This is a genomic window from Janthinobacterium sp. GW821-FHT03C10, from assembly GCF_059420865.1.
The window spans coordinates 326,597-343,066 of sequence record NZ_JBWKUN010000007.1 but is presented as its reverse complement, the minus strand read 5'-3'; the positions used below and the strand labels follow the sequence as shown (position 1 = coordinate 343,066).

The 16,470-nt window shown below is 61.0% G+C and carries 15 protein-coding genes; 1 reads left to right on the top strand and 14 read right to left on the bottom strand.

From position 1 onward, the window contains the following. Positions 1–63: 63 nt before the first annotated feature. Positions 64–1,071, bottom strand: coding sequence for an XdhC family protein (locus AC07VH_RS23560; RefSeq protein WP_494787733.1), 1,008 nt, complete (start codon positions 1,069–1,071; stop codon positions 64–66). Positions 1,072–1,170: 99 nt separating this feature from the next. On the opposite strand from AC07VH_RS23560, the gene AC07VH_RS23555 reads away from it, so the two are divergent. Next, the gene (locus tag AC07VH_RS23555; RefSeq protein ID WP_162835767.1) at positions 1,171–1,311 is read left to right on the top strand and encodes a hypothetical protein; all 141 of its coding nucleotides are present in this window, start codon (positions 1,171–1,173) and stop codon (positions 1,309–1,311) included. Positions 1,312–1,457: 146 nt separating this feature from the next. Here AC07VH_RS23555 and AC07VH_RS23550 read toward each other — a convergent pair whose 3' ends face one another. The 13 genes from AC07VH_RS23550 to AC07VH_RS23490 all read right to left on the bottom strand — a co-directional run bounded on the left by AC07VH_RS23550 (position 1,458) and on the right by AC07VH_RS23490 (position 16,461). Beyond that, positions 1,458–2,561, bottom strand: a complete 1,104-nt coding sequence (locus tag AC07VH_RS23550) for a M48 family metalloprotease (RefSeq protein WP_494787732.1) — start codon at positions 2,559–2,561, stop codon at positions 1,458–1,460. A 12-nt stretch (positions 2,562–2,573) separates the two neighbouring features. Continuing rightward, a complete protein-coding gene (gene dut / locus AC07VH_RS23545) occupies positions 2,574–3,023 on the bottom strand; it encodes a dUTP diphosphatase (protein WP_489630027.1) in 450 nt (149 codons plus the stop codon). A gap of 34 nt (positions 3,024–3,057) precedes the next feature. Continuing rightward, positions 3,058–4,278: a bifunctional phosphopantothenoylcysteine decarboxylase/phosphopantothenate--cysteine ligase CoaBC gene (gene coaBC / locus AC07VH_RS23540; RefSeq protein ID WP_494787731.1), complete on the bottom strand. Its 1,221-nt coding sequence runs from the start codon at positions 4,276–4,278 to the stop codon at positions 3,058–3,060. Positions 4,279–4,295: 17 nt separating this feature from the next. Next, positions 4,296–4,805 carry a signal peptidase II gene (gene lspA / locus AC07VH_RS23535; RefSeq protein ID WP_034754175.1) on the bottom strand — a complete coding sequence of 170 codons (510 nt, stop codon included), beginning with the start codon at positions 4,803–4,805 and terminating at the stop codon, positions 4,296–4,298. 183 nt (positions 4,806–4,988) lie between these two features. Further along, positions 4,989–7,889, bottom strand: coding sequence for an isoleucine--tRNA ligase (ileS, locus tag AC07VH_RS23530; protein WP_494787730.1), 2,901 nt, complete (start codon positions 7,887–7,889; stop codon positions 4,989–4,991). Between the two features lie 67 nt (positions 7,890–7,956). Beyond that, the gene (locus AC07VH_RS23525) at positions 7,957–8,928 is read right to left on the bottom strand and encodes a bifunctional riboflavin kinase/FAD synthetase (RefSeq protein WP_494787729.1); all 972 of its coding nucleotides are present in this window, start codon (positions 8,926–8,928) and stop codon (positions 7,957–7,959) included. Positions 8,929–9,118: 190 nt separating this feature from the next. After that, complete coding sequence (locus AC07VH_RS23520) at positions 9,119–10,330, bottom strand: tetratricopeptide repeat protein (protein ID WP_076568168.1); 1,212 nt, start codon at positions 10,328–10,330, stop codon at positions 9,119–9,121. A 78-nt stretch (positions 10,331–10,408) separates the two neighbouring features. Continuing rightward, the gene (locus AC07VH_RS23515; protein WP_176741207.1) at positions 10,409–10,840 is read right to left on the bottom strand and encodes an ExbD/TolR family protein; all 432 of its coding nucleotides are present in this window, start codon (positions 10,838–10,840) and stop codon (positions 10,409–10,411) included. 105 nt (positions 10,841–10,945) lie between these two features. Further along, positions 10,946–11,374 (bottom strand): ExbD/TolR family protein, encoded by a 429-nt coding sequence (locus tag AC07VH_RS23510; protein ID WP_034754165.1) that lies wholly within the window; start codon positions 11,372–11,374, stop codon positions 10,946–10,948. Positions 11,375–11,379: 5 nt separating this feature from the next. Beyond that, on the bottom strand, positions 11,380–12,309 hold the full coding sequence (locus tag AC07VH_RS23505) for a MotA/TolQ/ExbB proton channel family protein (protein ID WP_232251050.1): 930 nt from the start codon (positions 12,307–12,309) through the stop codon (positions 11,380–11,382). A gap of 86 nt (positions 12,310–12,395) precedes the next feature. Next, positions 12,396–13,052, bottom strand: coding sequence for an energy transducer TonB (locus AC07VH_RS23500; protein ID WP_034754161.1), 657 nt, complete (start codon positions 13,050–13,052; stop codon positions 12,396–12,398). Between the two features lie 539 nt (positions 13,053–13,591). Beyond that, entirely contained in the window at positions 13,592–15,193 is a 1,602-nt protein-coding gene (locus tag AC07VH_RS23495; protein ID WP_475414585.1) for a SpoVR family protein, read from the bottom strand. Next, positions 15,193–16,461 (bottom strand): YeaH/YhbH family protein, encoded by a 1,269-nt coding sequence (locus tag AC07VH_RS23490; RefSeq protein WP_326456430.1) that lies wholly within the window; start codon positions 16,459–16,461, stop codon positions 15,193–15,195. The genes AC07VH_RS23495 and AC07VH_RS23490 overlap by 1 nt, the downstream gene beginning before the upstream one ends. Between the last annotated feature and the right edge of the window lie 9 nt (positions 16,462–16,470).

Below are 16,470 nucleotides of genomic sequence, written 5' to 3'. Positions count from 1 at the left end.
GGCCAAATTCAGTGAAGGTAGCAGGGGCGCGCCGCCGGCGCACCGCGTTTCTTGCTGCGGTCCTTAGCGGGCGCAGATATCGGTGGTGGGCGGGCTCAGGGCTGCAGCGTGCTGGATCTGCAGCGCGTCGGGCACGCCATTTTTCACGGCCGTCAGCTCGGCCAGGATGGAAATGGCGATTTCGGCCGGCGTCTTGCTGCCGATGTACAGGCCGATGGGACCATGCAGGCGCGCCAGCTGTTCCGCGCTGACGTCGAACTGCAGCAGCCGCTCGCGGCGCTTGGCGTTATTCGCGCGCGAGCCGATGGCGCCGACATAAAAAGCGGGGGATTTCAATGCTTCCATCAGGGCCAGGTCGTCGAGCTTGGGGTCGTGCGTGAGGGCGACGACGGCGCTGCGGCTGTCGAGTTTTAATTCCAGCACGAGGTCGTCCGGCATGGCGTGCAGCAGGGGCACGCCCGGCACGTTCCAGCCGCCCCGGTATTCCTCGCGCGGGTCGCAGACGATGACGTGGTAATCCATGGCCATGGCGATTTGCGCCACGAAGCGCGACAGCTGGCTGGCGCCGATGATCAGCAATCGCCAGCGGGGGCCATGCTGCGTGGTGAGTACCGCGTCTTCCAGGGCCAGCACGGCGCCCGGCGCGGCGCGCCGCAGGCTGACGGCGCCGCTGCGCAGGTCGAGGCGGCGCTCGACCAGTTCATGCGCTTCCAGGCGCGCCAGCAGTTCGGCCACACGGCTGCCCGAATGCAGCGGTTCGATGGCCAGTTCGATCGTGCCGCCGCAGGGCAGGCCGAAGCGGTGCGCCTCGTCGGCGCTGATGCCGTAGCTGACGATTTCCGGCAAGGTGCGCACGATGCCGTGCACGCGCACGGTGTCGATCAAGTCATCTTCGATGCAGCCGCCGGAGACGGAACCGACCACCGTGCCATCGTCGCAGATGGCCAGGGTCGCGCCCACGGGGCGGGGGCTGGAGCCCCAGGTCTTGATGACGGTGACGAGTTCGCAGCGGTGCCCGGCGGCGAGCCAGGCGGCGCTGGTTTTCAGAACTTCAAGGTCAATGCTGTCCATGGCGCGCGCGATTTACATGCCGTAGTTTGCGGCAAAGTATGGAAAAGTATTCAAGATTGTGGATATACTACCTGTTCCACCACCCTGCGGAGAATTTTCATGTCAAATGAAGTCAAGACGCAAGAAGAGGGTATTCCCAAGTTCGGCAAGCTGCTCATCGTCCTGTTTCTGGCCGTGGTGTTTTGCGGCGCCCTGACCTGGATCATGGGCACCTACTTCCCCAACTTCCCGGGCGCCTGAGCAAACCCTGTTTGATCAGGATGAAGAACGTCTGACAGAACCGTAGCGAGCGGCAGCGATTTGTGGCCGAGAAGCGCAACTGTGCTTGAGCACAGTGAGCATCGCAGACCGCAAAGCGCGACGCGCAGTAGGTTATGGTAGGCGTTCTAAGGCTTGAGCGGTTTCTTCGCCGCCTGCTTGGCGCGCACGTCGGTGACGGCGCGGTTGATGGCGGCCATGCGCGAGTTGGTGCCCGGGTGCAGGGCCGTGTAGCCGTTGGCGACCGTCACCGGCACTTGCGTGGCCATGCGCTGCCAGAAGCGGGCCGCGTTGTCGACGTTGTAGCCGGCGCGCGCCAGCAGGTAGATGGCCAGGGTGTCGGCCTGCACGTCGAGTTCCTGCGGCATGGCCTTGATGCCGGCGGCGCCCGTCAGCATCGACACGTCGGGCTGCACGGCGCCCAGGCTGTCGATGATGGCGCCGGCCGTACCTGCCGTGCGCTGGCTGCGCGCGTGGTCGAGGATGTTGTGCGCCATTTCGCGGGCGATGACGAAGGCGATGCCTTCGTCATTTTGCGCCGCATTGACCATGCCGCGCGTGAGCATGATGCGCGCGCCGTCCGAATACGCGTTGACGTTGTCCGCATTGCCCAGGGCGACGCGGAAGGCGCAGGCGCGCGTGACGGGAATTTTGAGGTCCTGCTGCTGGCCGTCGCGGGCGATGGTCATGTTCAGGCTCGCGTTCTTCGAGGCCAGCGGGCCGACGATGGCGCCGAACGGGCCCTCCGCCTTCGGGCCGGCCGGCAGTGGCTTGCCTTCGGCGGCCAGCAAGCCGTCGCCCTTGCGCAGGCCGGCGCGCGCGGCGCCGCTGCCCGGCAAGACGCCGGAGACCTGCATCTGTTCGCCGTAGCCGAGGGCTGCCTGCGCCGCGTCCGCATAGATCCCGGGGTAGGAATACTTGTTCTGCGCCGTGAAACCCAGCAGGTTACGCGCGTACGTCTTGCACAGGTCCGCATTGTTGATCAGCAGGGGCGCCGAGACTTTCGACAGGCGGTCCTGCAGCGCCACCATCTTCACCAGCTCTTCCTGCGCCGCCTTTTGCTGCGCCGTCAGGGCAGGGGCTTCGGGCGCCGGCACGACGTTGAACGGACCGCTGACGTTCGTCGCCGGCGTGGTGCAGCCGGCCAGAACGGCCGCGCCGGCCAACAGGAAGGGAGTGGCCAATCGGCGCAGCGAAGTCTGGGCTGGGATCAGATGGCGGAAACCTGGCATAAGTGTCAATCCTTAATGTTTGCCGGTGCTGCCGAAACCGCCAACACCGCGTTCGCTGTCGCCGAATTCCTCGACGACGTTAAAGCCCACTTGCAGCACCGGCACGATAATCAGCTGCGCCAGGCGTTCCATGGGATTGAGCGTGAAGGCGCTCTGGCCCCGGTTCCAGGTCGATATCATCAGCTGGCCCTGGTAATCGGAGTCGATCAAGCCTACCAGATTCCCCAGTACGATGCCGTTTTTGTGGCCCATGCCGCTGCGCGGCAAAATCATGGCCGCATACGACGGGTCGCCGATGTGGATGGCCAGACCGGTGGGAATGAGCACGGTCTGGCCGGCTTCGATGGTGATGGCCTCGGTTATGCAGGCGCGCAGGTCGAGTCCCGCGCTGCCCGGGGTGGCGTAGGCCGGCAGCAGTTCTTGCATGCGGGCGTCGAGGATCTTGATGTCGATGTTTTTCATGAATCTAACTAACTAAGCTAAGTCGTATAAAGGGTTACTTGAGCAGCGAATTCCTGGCGAGCCGCTTCGAGATTTCCGAAATCAGCTGGCGCGCCAGGTTCAGTTTCGGGGCGCGCGGCAGCACGGTATGACCTTCCTCGTCGAACAGGATGATGGTGTTGTCGTCCTGGCCAAACGTGTTCTGGCCGATATTGCCGACCAGGAGGGGAATGCCTTTTTTCTCGCGCTTGACCGAGCCGAATTCCACGAGGTTTTCCGATTCGGCGGCAAAGCCCACGCAGTACGGATAGCCGGCCAGGTTGGTGCGTGCCGCCACGGTGGCCAGGATGTCGGGATTTTGCACGAACTGCAGTTCGGGCACGGAGCCGTCGGCCTGCTTTTTCATCTTCTGGTCGCTGGCGTTGGCCACGCGCCAGTCGGCCACGGCGGCCACGGCGACGAAGACATGCTGGCCGTCGACGTGGGCCAGCACCGCATCATGCATCTGCTGCGCGCTTTGCACGTCGATGCGGCGCACGCCAAACGGCGCGTCCAGGGCCGTGGGGCCGGAAATGAGCAGCACCTCGGCGCCCGCTTCGCGCGCCGCGCGCGCCACCGCATAGCCCATCTTGCCCGAGGACAGATTGGTGATGCCGCGCACGGGGTCGATGGCCTCAAAAGTGGGGCCGGCCGTGACCAGCACGCGCTTGCCCGCCAGGACTTTGGGCTGGAAGGCGGCGATCAGCTCCGTCAAGAGCTGTTCCGGTTCCAGCATGCGGCCCAGGCCAACTTCGCCGCAAGCCTGTTCGCCGGCGGCTGGGCCGAACAGGGTGATGCCGTCGTCGCGCAGCTGCTGCACGTTGCGCTGTGTGGCGGGGTTCTGCCACATTTCCACATTCATGGCCGGCGCCACGAGCAGGGGCAGGTGGGCCGGACGGGCCAGGCACAGGGTCGACAGCAGGTCGTCGCAGACGCCATGCGCGAGTTTGCGCATGAAGTCGGCCGAACACGGCGCGATCAGGATGGCGTCCGCATGGCGCGTCAAATCGATGTGCGCCATGTTGTTGTCTATGCGGGCATCCCACTGGCTGGTGTGCACGGGGTGGCCGGACAGCGCCTGCATGGTCACGGCCGTGATGAAGTGGCTGGCCGCATCCGTCATCACCACCTGCACCGAGGCGCCCGCCTTTGTCAGCGCGCGGCACAGTTCCGCCGCCTTGTAGCAGGCGACGCCGCCCGAAAGTCCCAGGACGATTTTTTTGCCGGACAATTCCATGCCGTTCTCCTGCGTGTTTATTTGTTTACCCGGCGCAGTTCATCGATGATGAACAGGGCCGCGCCGATGCAGATGGCGCTGTCGGCAATATTGAAAGCGGGGAAATGGCCCCAGCTTTTCCAGTGGAAGTCGAGGAAATCGACCACGTGGCCGTACATCAGGCGGTCGATCGCGTTGCCCAGCGCGCCGCCGAGGATCAGCGCCAGGGCCCAGCAGAACATGCGCTGGCCGGCGTGCTTTTTCAGCAGATAGATGATGTAGATGGCGGCCGCCAGGGCGATGCCGGTGAAGAAATAGCGCTGCCAGCCGCCCTGGTCGGACAGGAAGCTGAACGCGGCGCCCTTGTTATACGCGAGCACCAGATTGAAATACGAGGTGATGACCATCTCTTGCGCATAGCGGAAGGTCTTCAGGATCGTGATCTTGGTGATCTGGTCGAACAGGATGACGATGGCGGCAATGCCCAGCCAGGGCACCAGCGACGCCGAGGATGACGATTTCGATGAAAAACGGTTTTTAGTGGCCATATTTTTCCAGGGAAGATAAAGCCGCCGCCTGGTGGCAGGCGGCGGTTGGACTCATAGCATACAACGGCGGGCAAAATCGTAGCGAGCGGCAGCGAGTTGTGGCCGAGACGCGCAGCTGTACTTTAGTACAGCGAGCATCGCAGGCCGCAAATCGCGACGCGCAGTAGATTTTGACGACGTTGTTTAGGCGAAGCGGCGTTTCTCGCCCGCGCCAAACAGGTTGCTGACGCAGCGGCCGCACAGGGTGGCATGCGCGGCGTCCGTGCCCACGTCGCTGCGGTAGTGCCAGCAGCGCTCGCACTTCGGCGCCGTCGACGCGGCCACGACCACCTCTTCGGCCGCTTCCTCGGGCACTTCGACAACGCTGGCCTGCGAGGTGATGAAGACGAATTTCAAGTCCTCGCCCAGGGTGGTCAACAGCTTGTACTTCATTGGCGCGGCCTTGATCGTCAGTTCCGCCTGCAGCGAGGAGCCGATGGCGCCCGAGGTGCGCAAGTCTTCCAGCTGTTTCGTCACGTCCGTGCGCACGGCGCGCAGGGCCGTGTACTTCTCCAGCAGGTCGGCGGCGTCCGACACTTCGGGCAGCTGCCACCAGGTTTGCGTGAAGATGGTTTCATCGCTGGCGGCATAGGCTTCGCTGCCTGCGAAGACGGCCCAGGCTTCCTCGGCCGTGAACGACAGGGCCGGTGCCATCAGGCGCAGCAGGCTTTGCGTGATGTGCCACAGGGCCGTCTGCGCCGAACGGCGCGCGTGCGATGTCAAGCCCGAGGTGTACAGACGGTCCTTCAGGATATCCAGGTAGAAGCCGCCCAGGTCTTCCGAGCAGTAGGTCTGCAGCTTCGACACGACCGGGTGGAATTCGTAGCGCGCATAGTTGTTCTCGATCTGCTGCTGCAGCGACGCCATGTTGGCCAGCGCATAGCGGTCGATCTCGAACATTTCCGCCACCGGCACGGCGTCCGTGGCCGGATTGAAGTCCGAGGTGTTCGCCAGCAGGAAGCGCAGGGTGTTGCGGATGCGGCGGTACGATTCCGTCACGCGTTTCAGGATCTCGTCGGAGATCGACAGCTCGCCCGTGTAGTCGGTCGAGGCGATCCACAGGCGCAGGATGTCGGCGCCCAGGGTGTCCGAGATCTTCTGCGGCGCCAGGGTGTTGCCGAGCGACTTCGACATTTTCTTGCCTTCGCCATCGACCGTGAAGCCGTGCGTCAGCAGGGCTTTATATGGCGGACGGCCATTGAGCATCGACGACACCAGCAGCGACGAGTGGAACCAGCCGCGATGCTGGTCCGAGCCTTCCAGGTACAGGTCGGCCGGGAATTGCAGCTGCGTCGAGTGCGAACCGTGCGCTTGCGGGCCGCCCAGCACCGTCTGATGCGTGGCGCCGGAATCGAACCACACGTCCAGCGTGTCCTTGTTCTTGGCGTAGATGGCCGCTTCGTCGCCGATCAGGTCTTTCAAGTCCAGCGCCTGCCATGCCTCGATGCCGCCCTTTTCGATCAGCTTGGCCACTTGCTCCAGCAGTTCCGGCGTGCGCGGATGCAGGTCGCCCGTTTCCTTGTGCACGATGAAGGCCATCGGCACGCCCCACTGGCGCTGGCGCGACAGGGTCCAGTCGGGACGGTTGGCGATCATGCCGTGCAGGCGCGCCTGGCCCCAGTCCGGGAAGAATTCGGTGTCGGCGATGCCTTGCAAGGCCGTCTCGCGCAGGGTCGCGCCGCCATCTTTCGGCGTCACGTCCATGCCGGCAAACCACTGCGACGTGGCGCGGTAGATGATCGGCGTCTTGTGGCGCCAGCAATGCATGTAGCTGTGGTCGAACATCTTGACTTCAAACAGCGCGCCCGCTTCGCGCAAGGCGTTGCAGATCGGTTTCGACGCTTCCCAGATGGTCATGCCGCCGAACAGCGGCAGGGTCGAGGCGAACTTGCCGTCGCCCATGACGGGCTTGATGATGTCGTCGTCCTTCATGCCGTGCGCCTTGCACGAGATGAAGTCGTCCAGGCCGTAGGCTGGCGCCGAGTGCACCACGCCCGTGCCGCTTTCCGTGGTCACGTATTCGGCCAGGTAAAGCGGCGACAAACGGTCATAGAAAGCGTCGGCCGCATGCAGCGGGTGGCGGAAGCTGATGCCGGCCAGGGCCGCGCCGTCGCAGGTGGCGATGGTCGTGCCTTCGAGCTTGAAGCGCGCCAGGCTGGCCACGACCAGGTCTTGCGCCAGGATCAGCAGCAGCGGCTGGCCATCGCGCTCGGCCTTCACCAGCGCATATTTCACTTCCGGGTGCACGTTGAGCGCCTGGTTCGACGGGATGGTCCACGGCGTGGTGGTCCAGATGACGATGAAACCGTTATCGGTCGGCAGGGAAGGCAGGCCGAAGGCGGCCGCCAGCTTGGCCGGTTCGGCGAACTTGAAGCCGACATCGATGGCGGGATCGCGTTTTTCCGCGTATTCCACTTCCGCCTCGGCCAGCGCCGACTGGCAATCAAAACACCAGTTGACGGGTTTCAGGCCGCGGTAGACATAGCCTTTTTCCAGCAGCTTGCCCAGCGCGCGCAATTCGTCGGCTTCATTGCCGTGCGCCATGGTCAGGTACGGGTTGTCCCACTCGCCCAGCACGCCCAGACGGATGAAATCCTTCTTCTGGCGCTCGACCTGCACATTGGCGTAGGCGCGGGCCTTTTCCAGCACGTCGGCCGTCGGCAGGTTCTTGCCGTGCAGTTTTTCGATCTGGATCTCGATCGGCATGCCGTGGCAATCCCAGCCCGGCACGTACGGTGCGTCGAAGCCGGCCAGCGAGCGCGATTTGACGACCATGTCCTTCAGGATCTTGTTGACGGCGTGGCCCAGGTGGATGTCGCCATTCGCGTACGGCGGGCCGTCATGCAGGATGAATTTCGGACGGCCGGCGGCAGCCTTGCGCACGCGCTCATAAATCTTCTTGTCTTGCCATTGCTGTACCCATTGCGGCTCGCGCTTGGCCATGTCGCCGCGCATCGGGAACGGGGTTTCCGTCATGTTGACCGGGTATTTGCTTTCAGGCTTCTTGTTCTGCTTGGGCGTGGCTGGCTTGTTTTGATCGGACATAATCTTCTTTAATGATATTGAATGGTTTGCGGCGGCAGGGGCCGCCAGGCGACGGAGTTGGCCGGCGTCAAATTCGGTCGGTGGCGGTAATGGCGCCGCTGCGCTGCTCAAAATAGGCGCGCGCCTGGTTCGAGTCGCGCTCGATGGCGGCCGTCAGGGTGGGCAAGTCGTTGTACTTTTCTTCGTCGCGCAGCTTCTGCAGGAATTCCACGCGTACCAGCTTGCCGTAGCAGGATTGATTGAAATCAAACAGATGCACTTCCAGCAAGACGCGGCCGCTGTCGTCGACGGTAGGACGCACGCCCAGGCTGGCCACGGCCGGCAGCGGTACTGGTCCCAGGCCGTGCACTTGCACGATGAAGATGCCGGACAGGGCGGGGCGGTGCGCCACGCGCAGGTTCAGGGTGGGGAAACCGAGGGTGCGGCCCAGCTTCTGGCCGTGGATGACGTGGCCGGATATGGCGTACGGATGGCCCAGCAGCTGGGTGGCCAGCGGGAAATCGCCGGCGGCCAGCGCCAGGCGCACGGCGGACGAGGAGATGCGCGTGCTGCCATTCATCACCGTCGGCAATGTTTCTACATGGAAACCGTATTGGCGGCCCGCTTCCTGCAGCATGGCCACGTCGCCGGCGCGCCGGGCGCCATAGCAAAAGTCGTCGCCGACCATCAGCCATTTCACGTGCAAGCCATCGACGAGGACTTTTTCCGTGAATTCCTGCGGCGTCAGGGCGGCGAACTGGGCGCTGAAGTGTTCGACCACGACCCGGTCGATGCCCGCATCGTCCAGCGACTGCAGCTTGTCGCGCAGGTTGGCGATGCGCTGCGGCGCTCTCGACAGGTCGCCCGCGCGTTGCGCGAAGAATTCGCGCGGGTGCGGTTCGAACGTCATCACGGCCGCTTCGATGCCGAGTTCGGTGGCAGCTTCGCGCACGCGCGCCAGCAAGGCCTGATGGCCGATGTGGACACCGTCAAAATTGCCGATGGTCAGAGCGCAAGGCGCTCGTGCCTGGGCATTGGGAAGTCCGCGGAATACCTTCATAGGAATCTGATGAAAAACTGTGCCAAAAGGGGGATTATACGGACTGTTTCAGGGATGCACACCCGGCAGGGCGGCCGCAGGGGCAATTTCCCTGCTGAAATGATAAAAAGCGTTGCCGGCAAGGGTGCTGGCAACGCTTTTGGTGGTGGGCACTCGACTAGCTGCCCGACAATATCTTGGGGATATTATCTTATTTATTCATCAAGGCCCAGTAGCGTGCCAGGTCAGCCGCGCCATCCGTGCCCTTGACGGCTTTGAGTGCCGTCGATGCGTTGGCTTTCTTGCCGGCGTGGATGTAGGCGATGCCCAGGTGCAGCTTGGCTTCTTCCGGATACTTGGCGGTGCCCATCTTCACGGCGTCATTCATCAAGCCCAGGCCCTTGTCGGCCTGACCATCGTAGACCAGGGCGAAGCCCAGCTTGCTCAAGCTGTCGGCGTCCTTGTTCTTGACGTATTCCGCTTCCGACTTGGCGGCGTTGGCCTTCAGGTCAGCCTGGGTCTTCAGGGCCAGGTCTTTCAGGCGCTGGTGACGGGCGGCATCGGCGCCGGTGCCCAGTACGCCTTTTTTGTAGCCCTGCTCGATGATGCTCAACGCTTCGCCAGGATTGCCTGCTTGCAAGGCCAACTGGCTGATTTCCATGTATTCGGACGGCTTGGTGAACAGGCCGTTGGCCAGGCGCAGGCGCTGGACGTCCAGGCCCAGGCGTTGCGAGAAGCCAGGCTTGCCCGAGACGCGGTTCAGCAGGTCGGCCCAGTAGCTGGTCTTCGGATAGCTGCCGGCCAGTTTTTCCAGGGTGGCAACATAGCCGGCCTTGTCGTTTTGCTTCAACTGGATGTTGGCCAGCATTTGCAGGCTCGCTTCCGAGTTGCCGCCGCGCGCTTGCAGTTCTTTCGCCGCTTCGGCGTAGTTGCCGCTGACGTAGTAGGTCTGGATCAGCAGTTCGCGCATCTGTGGATCTTCGCGGTCTTTCAGCGAACGTTTGATCCAGGTGATGGTGTTCGGCCAGTCCTTGGCGCGGTAGTACATGCCTGCCAGCGCTTGCGTGAATTTGGGGGCTTCGGCGGCGCTCAGGCGGCCGGAATTGATGACGGCTTCGAAAGCCTTGATGGCAGTGCCGTTATCGCCGGCGGCGGCAGCGGCCGAGGCGCGCACGCGCTCGATCTGGTAGCTTTCAAAGGCGGTCTTGCCGCCGACGCTGTCAGCTTCGCGCAGCTTGGCCAGCGCTTCCTTGTTTTTGCCGCTGCTAGCGAGTTTTTGCGCTTCTTGCAGTGGCTTGCCCACTTCGGCACGCACGGTGTCCGCGGCGTATGCCAGCGAGCCCAGGCCGATTACGGGAGTTGCTGCGGTAAAACCGATAGCGGCCATGACGAGGCCGAGATGAGCGAGACGAAACTTGGACATAAGAAAGTCTTTCAGTAAAAAGCGAATAGGCAGGAAGTCCTGCCTATTCGGATGTAAAGAGAACCTGATTGCTGCAGCTTACTGGAATTGCTCGTTGCCGACCAGACCGATTTTGGTCACGCCCAGACGCTGCGCCGACGCCATCACACCGGCGACGACTTTATATTCCACCAGCTTGTTCGGACGCAGATGCACTTCCGGCTGGTCTGCTTGCGCAGCAACGTTGCTCAGCTTGGCTTCCAGCGAAGCGCGGTCAGGAACGACCTGATTGTCCCACAAGATCGTACCGTCAAAATCGACATCGATCGTGACGACCACTGGTTCGGTTGTCGGTGGCGGCGGGGTGCCGACCGGCATGTTCAAGTTCACCGAGTGGTTTTGCTTAGGAATCGTGATGATCAACATGATAATCAGCACCAGCATCACGTCGATGAGGGGCGTCATGTTCAGTTCCATCATTGGTTCCGGATCCGCGCCTGGAGCGCTTCCCGAACCGACATTCATACTCATAGTGTTTCCTTTAAGAAGTCCAACGAAGCACCGGGCGAAACTGCCGCCCGGTCAGCTTCCGGCAGTGGCGTCCCCGTGTTGCCGGGGCGCCGCCGCCAGTTGCTATCAGCCCTTGTCAGGTGGTTCGGTGATGAAGCCGACCTTCTGGATCCCGGCACGTTGGGTCGTGTAAATAACCCGGCCGATCGATTCGTAGCGTGTTTCTTGGTCGCCACGAACGTGTACTTCCGGCTGCGGTACTTTCACTGCTTCAACTTTCAGATAATCGAACAGTTCGCTCGTATCTTTCAGTTTCTTCTGGCCCAGATAAATCTCGCCATCCTTGTTGACAACGATGTTGACGTTTTCTGGCTTGCTTTGAAGGGCTTGGTTGGCCTCGATCGGCAGATCGATTTTCTGCAATTTGAGGACAACCGGACTGGTGATCAAGAAAATGATCAGCAAAACCAACATGATGTCGACGAGCGGCGTCGTGTTGATTTCTGACATTACTTGATCTTCATCTCCGCTGTCGGAGCCGACGGACATCGACATGATTCTTATCCGATCTTTTTAGCGCCGGCAGCACGGCCAGCTTCGCTGGTCGACATTGCGCCGGAGATCAGTACCGAGTGAACGTCGGCGCTGAACGAGCGTACGTCTTCCATCGCGGTTTTGTTACGACGCACCAGCCAGTTGTAACCCAGAACGGCAGGAACGGCGACCAGCAGACCGAAAGCGGTCATGATCAGTGCTTCACCAACTGGACCTGCAACTTTATCGATCGAAGCGTTACCGGTCATGCCGATGTTGGTCAGCGCGCCATAAATACCCCAAACGGTACCGAACAGACCGATAAACGGTGCGGTCGAACCAACGGTTGCCAGGAACGACAGGCCATCTTGCAGACGCGATTGGACTTTGTCCGAAGCGCGCTGGATCGACATCGTCACCCAGGTCGACAGGTCGATTTGTTCCAGCAGGGCGCCGTCATGGTGAGCCGTTGCCTTGGTGCCCGATTCAGCGATGAAGCGGAATGGCGAGCCTTCGGTCAGGGTTGCCGAACCAGCAGCGATCGAAGGCGCTTTCCAGAATTTGGCAGCGGTTTCTTTCGCTTGCTTGAAGATCTTCATTTGATCCATCAGCTTGGTGATGATGATGTACCAGCTGCCGATCGACATGATGGCCAGGATGATCAGGGTGGCGCGTGGCACGAAGCCGCCGTCCCACACTGCTTGCAGGCCGAACGGGTTGTGGACTTCTTCGGTTTTGGCTGGAGCGGCTGCGTCAGCGGCTGGAGCTGCTGCGTCTGCTGCTGGAGCGGCGGCATCTGCGGCAACTGGTGCTGGTGCAGCGTCTGCCGCAGGAGCCGAGGCGGCAGCCGATGCTGGCGCGTCAGCGAATGCCGGAGCTGCTACCAGAGCGGTAGTAGCGGTAACGGACAACAGAACCGCGGCAAAAAATGCGGACAAACGGGTATTCTTAAACATGCTTCCTCCAAAATTAAAAATAACAGATCGCTGAACGTAATGACAACGAAATCATGGTGTGAGACAGGGGATAACTGCCTCGGGTTTTAATCCAGCGACCAAACGTATTGCATTTGCTGCCAGCCTTGTTCCGGCTTGCCGTCAACTGTTGCCGGCTTAAATGTACAGCGGCTGATACCTTGCACCGCAGCTTTGTCCAGGTCTCTGAAGCCGCTGGACTTCACGATCTTCGAATCAGCGACCTTGCCGTCTACACCGATCAGGAACGACAGTGTCACCACACCGGTTTCCTCATTGCGCTGCGACGACTTCGGATAAGCCGGCTTTTCGCAGACACTGAAGTCAACCACGGCCGGCGTACGCACCGATTTGGCTGGTCCAGGAGTTGGCGCAGGCTGTGCAGGCGGTGCTGGCGGTGCCAATACATTCGTGGCTGGCTTCACAGCAGTCGTATTTGCAATCACGTTCTGTTGTGGCGGCGGCTGCTGCACGTTCACCTCGACTGGCGGAATGAATGGCGGCGGTGGCGCCTTCATTTCTGGCGGCGGTGGTGGCGGTGGAAGATCCTTCGGTGGAGGCGGTTTGACTTCCTCGATAATCTTGGTTTCAACCGGTTCCATCATTTTGGTGACCAACCGCTTGCCCAAGCCCGTCACGATCCCGTAAGCCGCGAGAACGTGCAGCAGGACAACGATAGTGATGCCTGTGTAGTTCTTGGGACTTTTCTCGTTCGAAAAATTCATGCCTGCTTTCTCCAAATACCATCTCTTGTCTTGCAACTGAACCCCAAAATGACGACACAAAGCTCCAGCCGTATCCGGGACGTCGCCGAATTATACATACGAATTCTTTATTTTACACAGATTTTTAACGCCTAAAACCGGTTAAATTTTTGGCGCTTTTGCGCCCTGAAAACGTACTTGCTTATGTCATCTTTGCACGCTTTCGGACAGAAAAAAAGGCGGTCTTATCGGTTTTTTACAGCCGTTTTGGGCTACCACTGCTAAGTTCTCCGATGTGCCCATCTGGCGGAATTATATTTCGTGATATTCAATATGGAAACCGCTAAATTTGGAGAAAAATCTTTCTTTTTGGAAATGTTTTGGCTCGGAACCAGACCACTTAGCGGCCCGCGCGCACCAAACAGGTGCGCAAGGCACTTTATCCAGGTCAAAAAAGGCGGTCCTGGCGGCCCGTTTGACGCCGCCAGGCCATACTGAATTCCTATGTAGGCATAGGAAACGCTTATATTCTTGCCATTGATTATTATCAACAAATCATTTCATGGCCGGACAACGGGGTCGTCGCGCCGGTTGCGTTTTTCTCGCCGGCAATTCAAGGTGCCCAGGACGACGCCCTGCGGGTCGACCGTATCGAGGTGCACATCGAAGCCCCACAGCCGTGCCACGTGCTTGAGCACCTCGGCCGCCTGCTGATTCAGCGGGCGGCGCTGGAATTGCGTGTGGCGCAGGGTCAATGCGCGGTCGTCGCGCGTATTGACGGACCAGACCTGGATGTTCGGCTCGCGGTTGCCCAGGTTGTACTGCTCGGCCAGCTGCTGGCGCACGTAGCGGTAGCCGGCATCGTCGTGGATGGCGGAAATGGCCAGTTTTTCATTCTTGTCGTCGTCGAGTACGGCAAAGAAGTGGAATTCGCGGATCAGCCGCGGCGACAAATACTGGGCGATGAAGCTTTCATCCTTGAAATTGCGCATGGCAAAGTCCAGGCTCTTGCGCCAGTCCGTGCCGGCCATGTCGGGGAACCAGGCGCGGTCCTCGTCCGTCGGGTGCTCGCAGATGCGGCGGATGTCGCTCATCATGGCAAAACCCAGCGCATACGGGTTGATGCCGCTGTAATACGGGCTGTCGATGGGCGGCTGGTAGACCACGTTGGTATGGCTTTTCAAAAATTCCATCATGAAGCCGTCGCCCACCACGCCTTCGTCATATAACTGATTCAATATCGTGTAGTGCCAGAAGGTGGCCCAGCCCTCGTTCATGACCTGGGTTTGCCGCTGCGGATAGAAGTACTGGGAAATCTTGCGCACGATGCGCACCATCTCGCGCTGCCACGGTTCCAGCAGCGGCGCGTACTTCTCGATAAAGTACAGCAGGTTTTCCTCGGGTTCGGGCGGAAAGCGGGGCGCGGCCTTGCGCTGGTCGTCCTCTTCCTCGTCCTCGTCGCGCCGGGGCAGGGTGCGCCACAGCTGGTTGATCTGCGACTGCACATAGGCTTCGCGCTCTTTCTGGCGCGCATATTCCTTCGCCATCGACAGTTTTGCCGGACGCTTGTAGCGGTCCACGCCATAGTTCTGGATGGCGTGGCACGAGTCGAGCAGCAATTCCACGGCATCGACGCCATGGCGCTGTTCGCATTCGGCGATGTAATTCTTGGCAAACACCATATAGTCGATGATGGCGTCCGCATCCGTCCAGGCGCGGAACAGGTAATTGCCCTTGAAGAAGGAATTGTGGCCGTAGGCCGCATGCGCGATCACCAGCGACTGCATGGTCAGGCTGTTTTCCTCCATTAAATAGGCGATGCACGGGTTCGAGTTGATGACGATCTCGTAGGCCAGGCCCATCTGGCCCCGCTTGTAGCTTTTCTCGGTCGACAAGAAATGCTTGCCGAACGACCAATGGTTGTACGAGACGGGCATGCCCACCGAGGTGTAGGCATCCATCATCTGTTCGGCCGTGATGATTTCCAGCTGGTTCGGATAGGTGTCGAGGCCAAACTGTTTCGCCACGCGGCGGATTTCTTCGTGGATTTGCTCGATCAGCTCGAACGTCCATTCCGACTGCTCGGGCAGGGCGTTCGGGTGGCGCAGGCGCACGAACGGTTCGCCCGGAGTATTGCTGGCGCGGTCAAAGGCTGCACTCATCATTTCACCTGTTTCTTGAACAGTTCGCGGAAGACCGGGTAGATATCGGCCGGCGTGACGATCTTTTGCATGGCGAAATGGGCGTGATGGTCGAGCACGCCCGCATATTGCTCCCACAGGTTTTGCTGCGGGCCGTCGGTGATCTCGACATAGGTGTAGTACTGCACCTTGGGCATGATGGTGTTGATCAGCAGCTGGCGGCACTGTACGGAATCGTTGTCCCAGTTGTCGCCGTCGGATGCCTGCGCCACATAGCTGTTCCATTGTCCGGCGCCATAGCGTTCGTCGATGATGGTGTTGAGCAAGTGCAGCGCGGACGACACGACGGTGCCGCCGGATTCGCGCGAATTGAAGAATTCATGCTCGTCCACCTCCGCCGCCGCCGTATGGTGGCGGATGAAGACCACCTCGATCTTGTCGTAGACGCGCTTGAGGAACAGATATAACAGGATGAAGAAGCGCTTGGCCGTGTCCTTGCGCGATTCGTCCATGGAGCCGGAGACGTCCATGATGCAGAACATGACGGCCTGCGTCATCGGCTTGGGCACCTTGATGCGGTTGCTGTAGCGCAAGTCGAACGGGTCGATGAAGGGAATCGCCAGCAGTCGCGTGTGCAGGTGGTGGATCAGGCGGCGCAGTTCCGTGACCAGCGGGTCGCTGTCGGGCGCCCCTTCGTGCAGCAAGACGGCCAGGTCTTCCTCGGCCTGCGCCAGCTGCTTGCGGGCACCGCCGCCGACGGCGATGCGCCGCCCCAGCGCGCCGCGCAGGGAGCGCAGCACGTGGATGTTCGATGGCGTGCCCGACATATTGTAGCCGGCGCGCTGGTTCTTGAATTCCGTGGTGGCCGTCAGCTGGGTTTTCACCATGTGCGGCAATTCCAAGTCCTCGAAGAAATAATTCATGAATTCTTCGCGCGACAATTCGAAGATGAAATCGTCTTCCGTCGTCTCGTCGCTATTGCCCGCCTTGCCCCGTCCGCTGCCGGCGCCGCCTTTCGGCCGGGCGATCTGGTCGCCTTTCAGGTATTCCTTGTTGCCGGGATTGACCACTTCCCACACGCCGCCGTGCGCGTGGCCAAACGACGGTTCGCCCACGTCCTTGACGGGGATGCTGACCTTCTCGCCATTCTCGACGTCCGTGATCGAGCGCCCCTTGATGGCGCGCCCCACGGCATCCTTGATCTGGCCCTTGTAACGCCGCAGGAAACGCTCGCGGTTGACGGCGGATTTATTCTTGCTTTGCAAGCGCCTGTCGATGAGGTATGTCAAAGGGTGCCT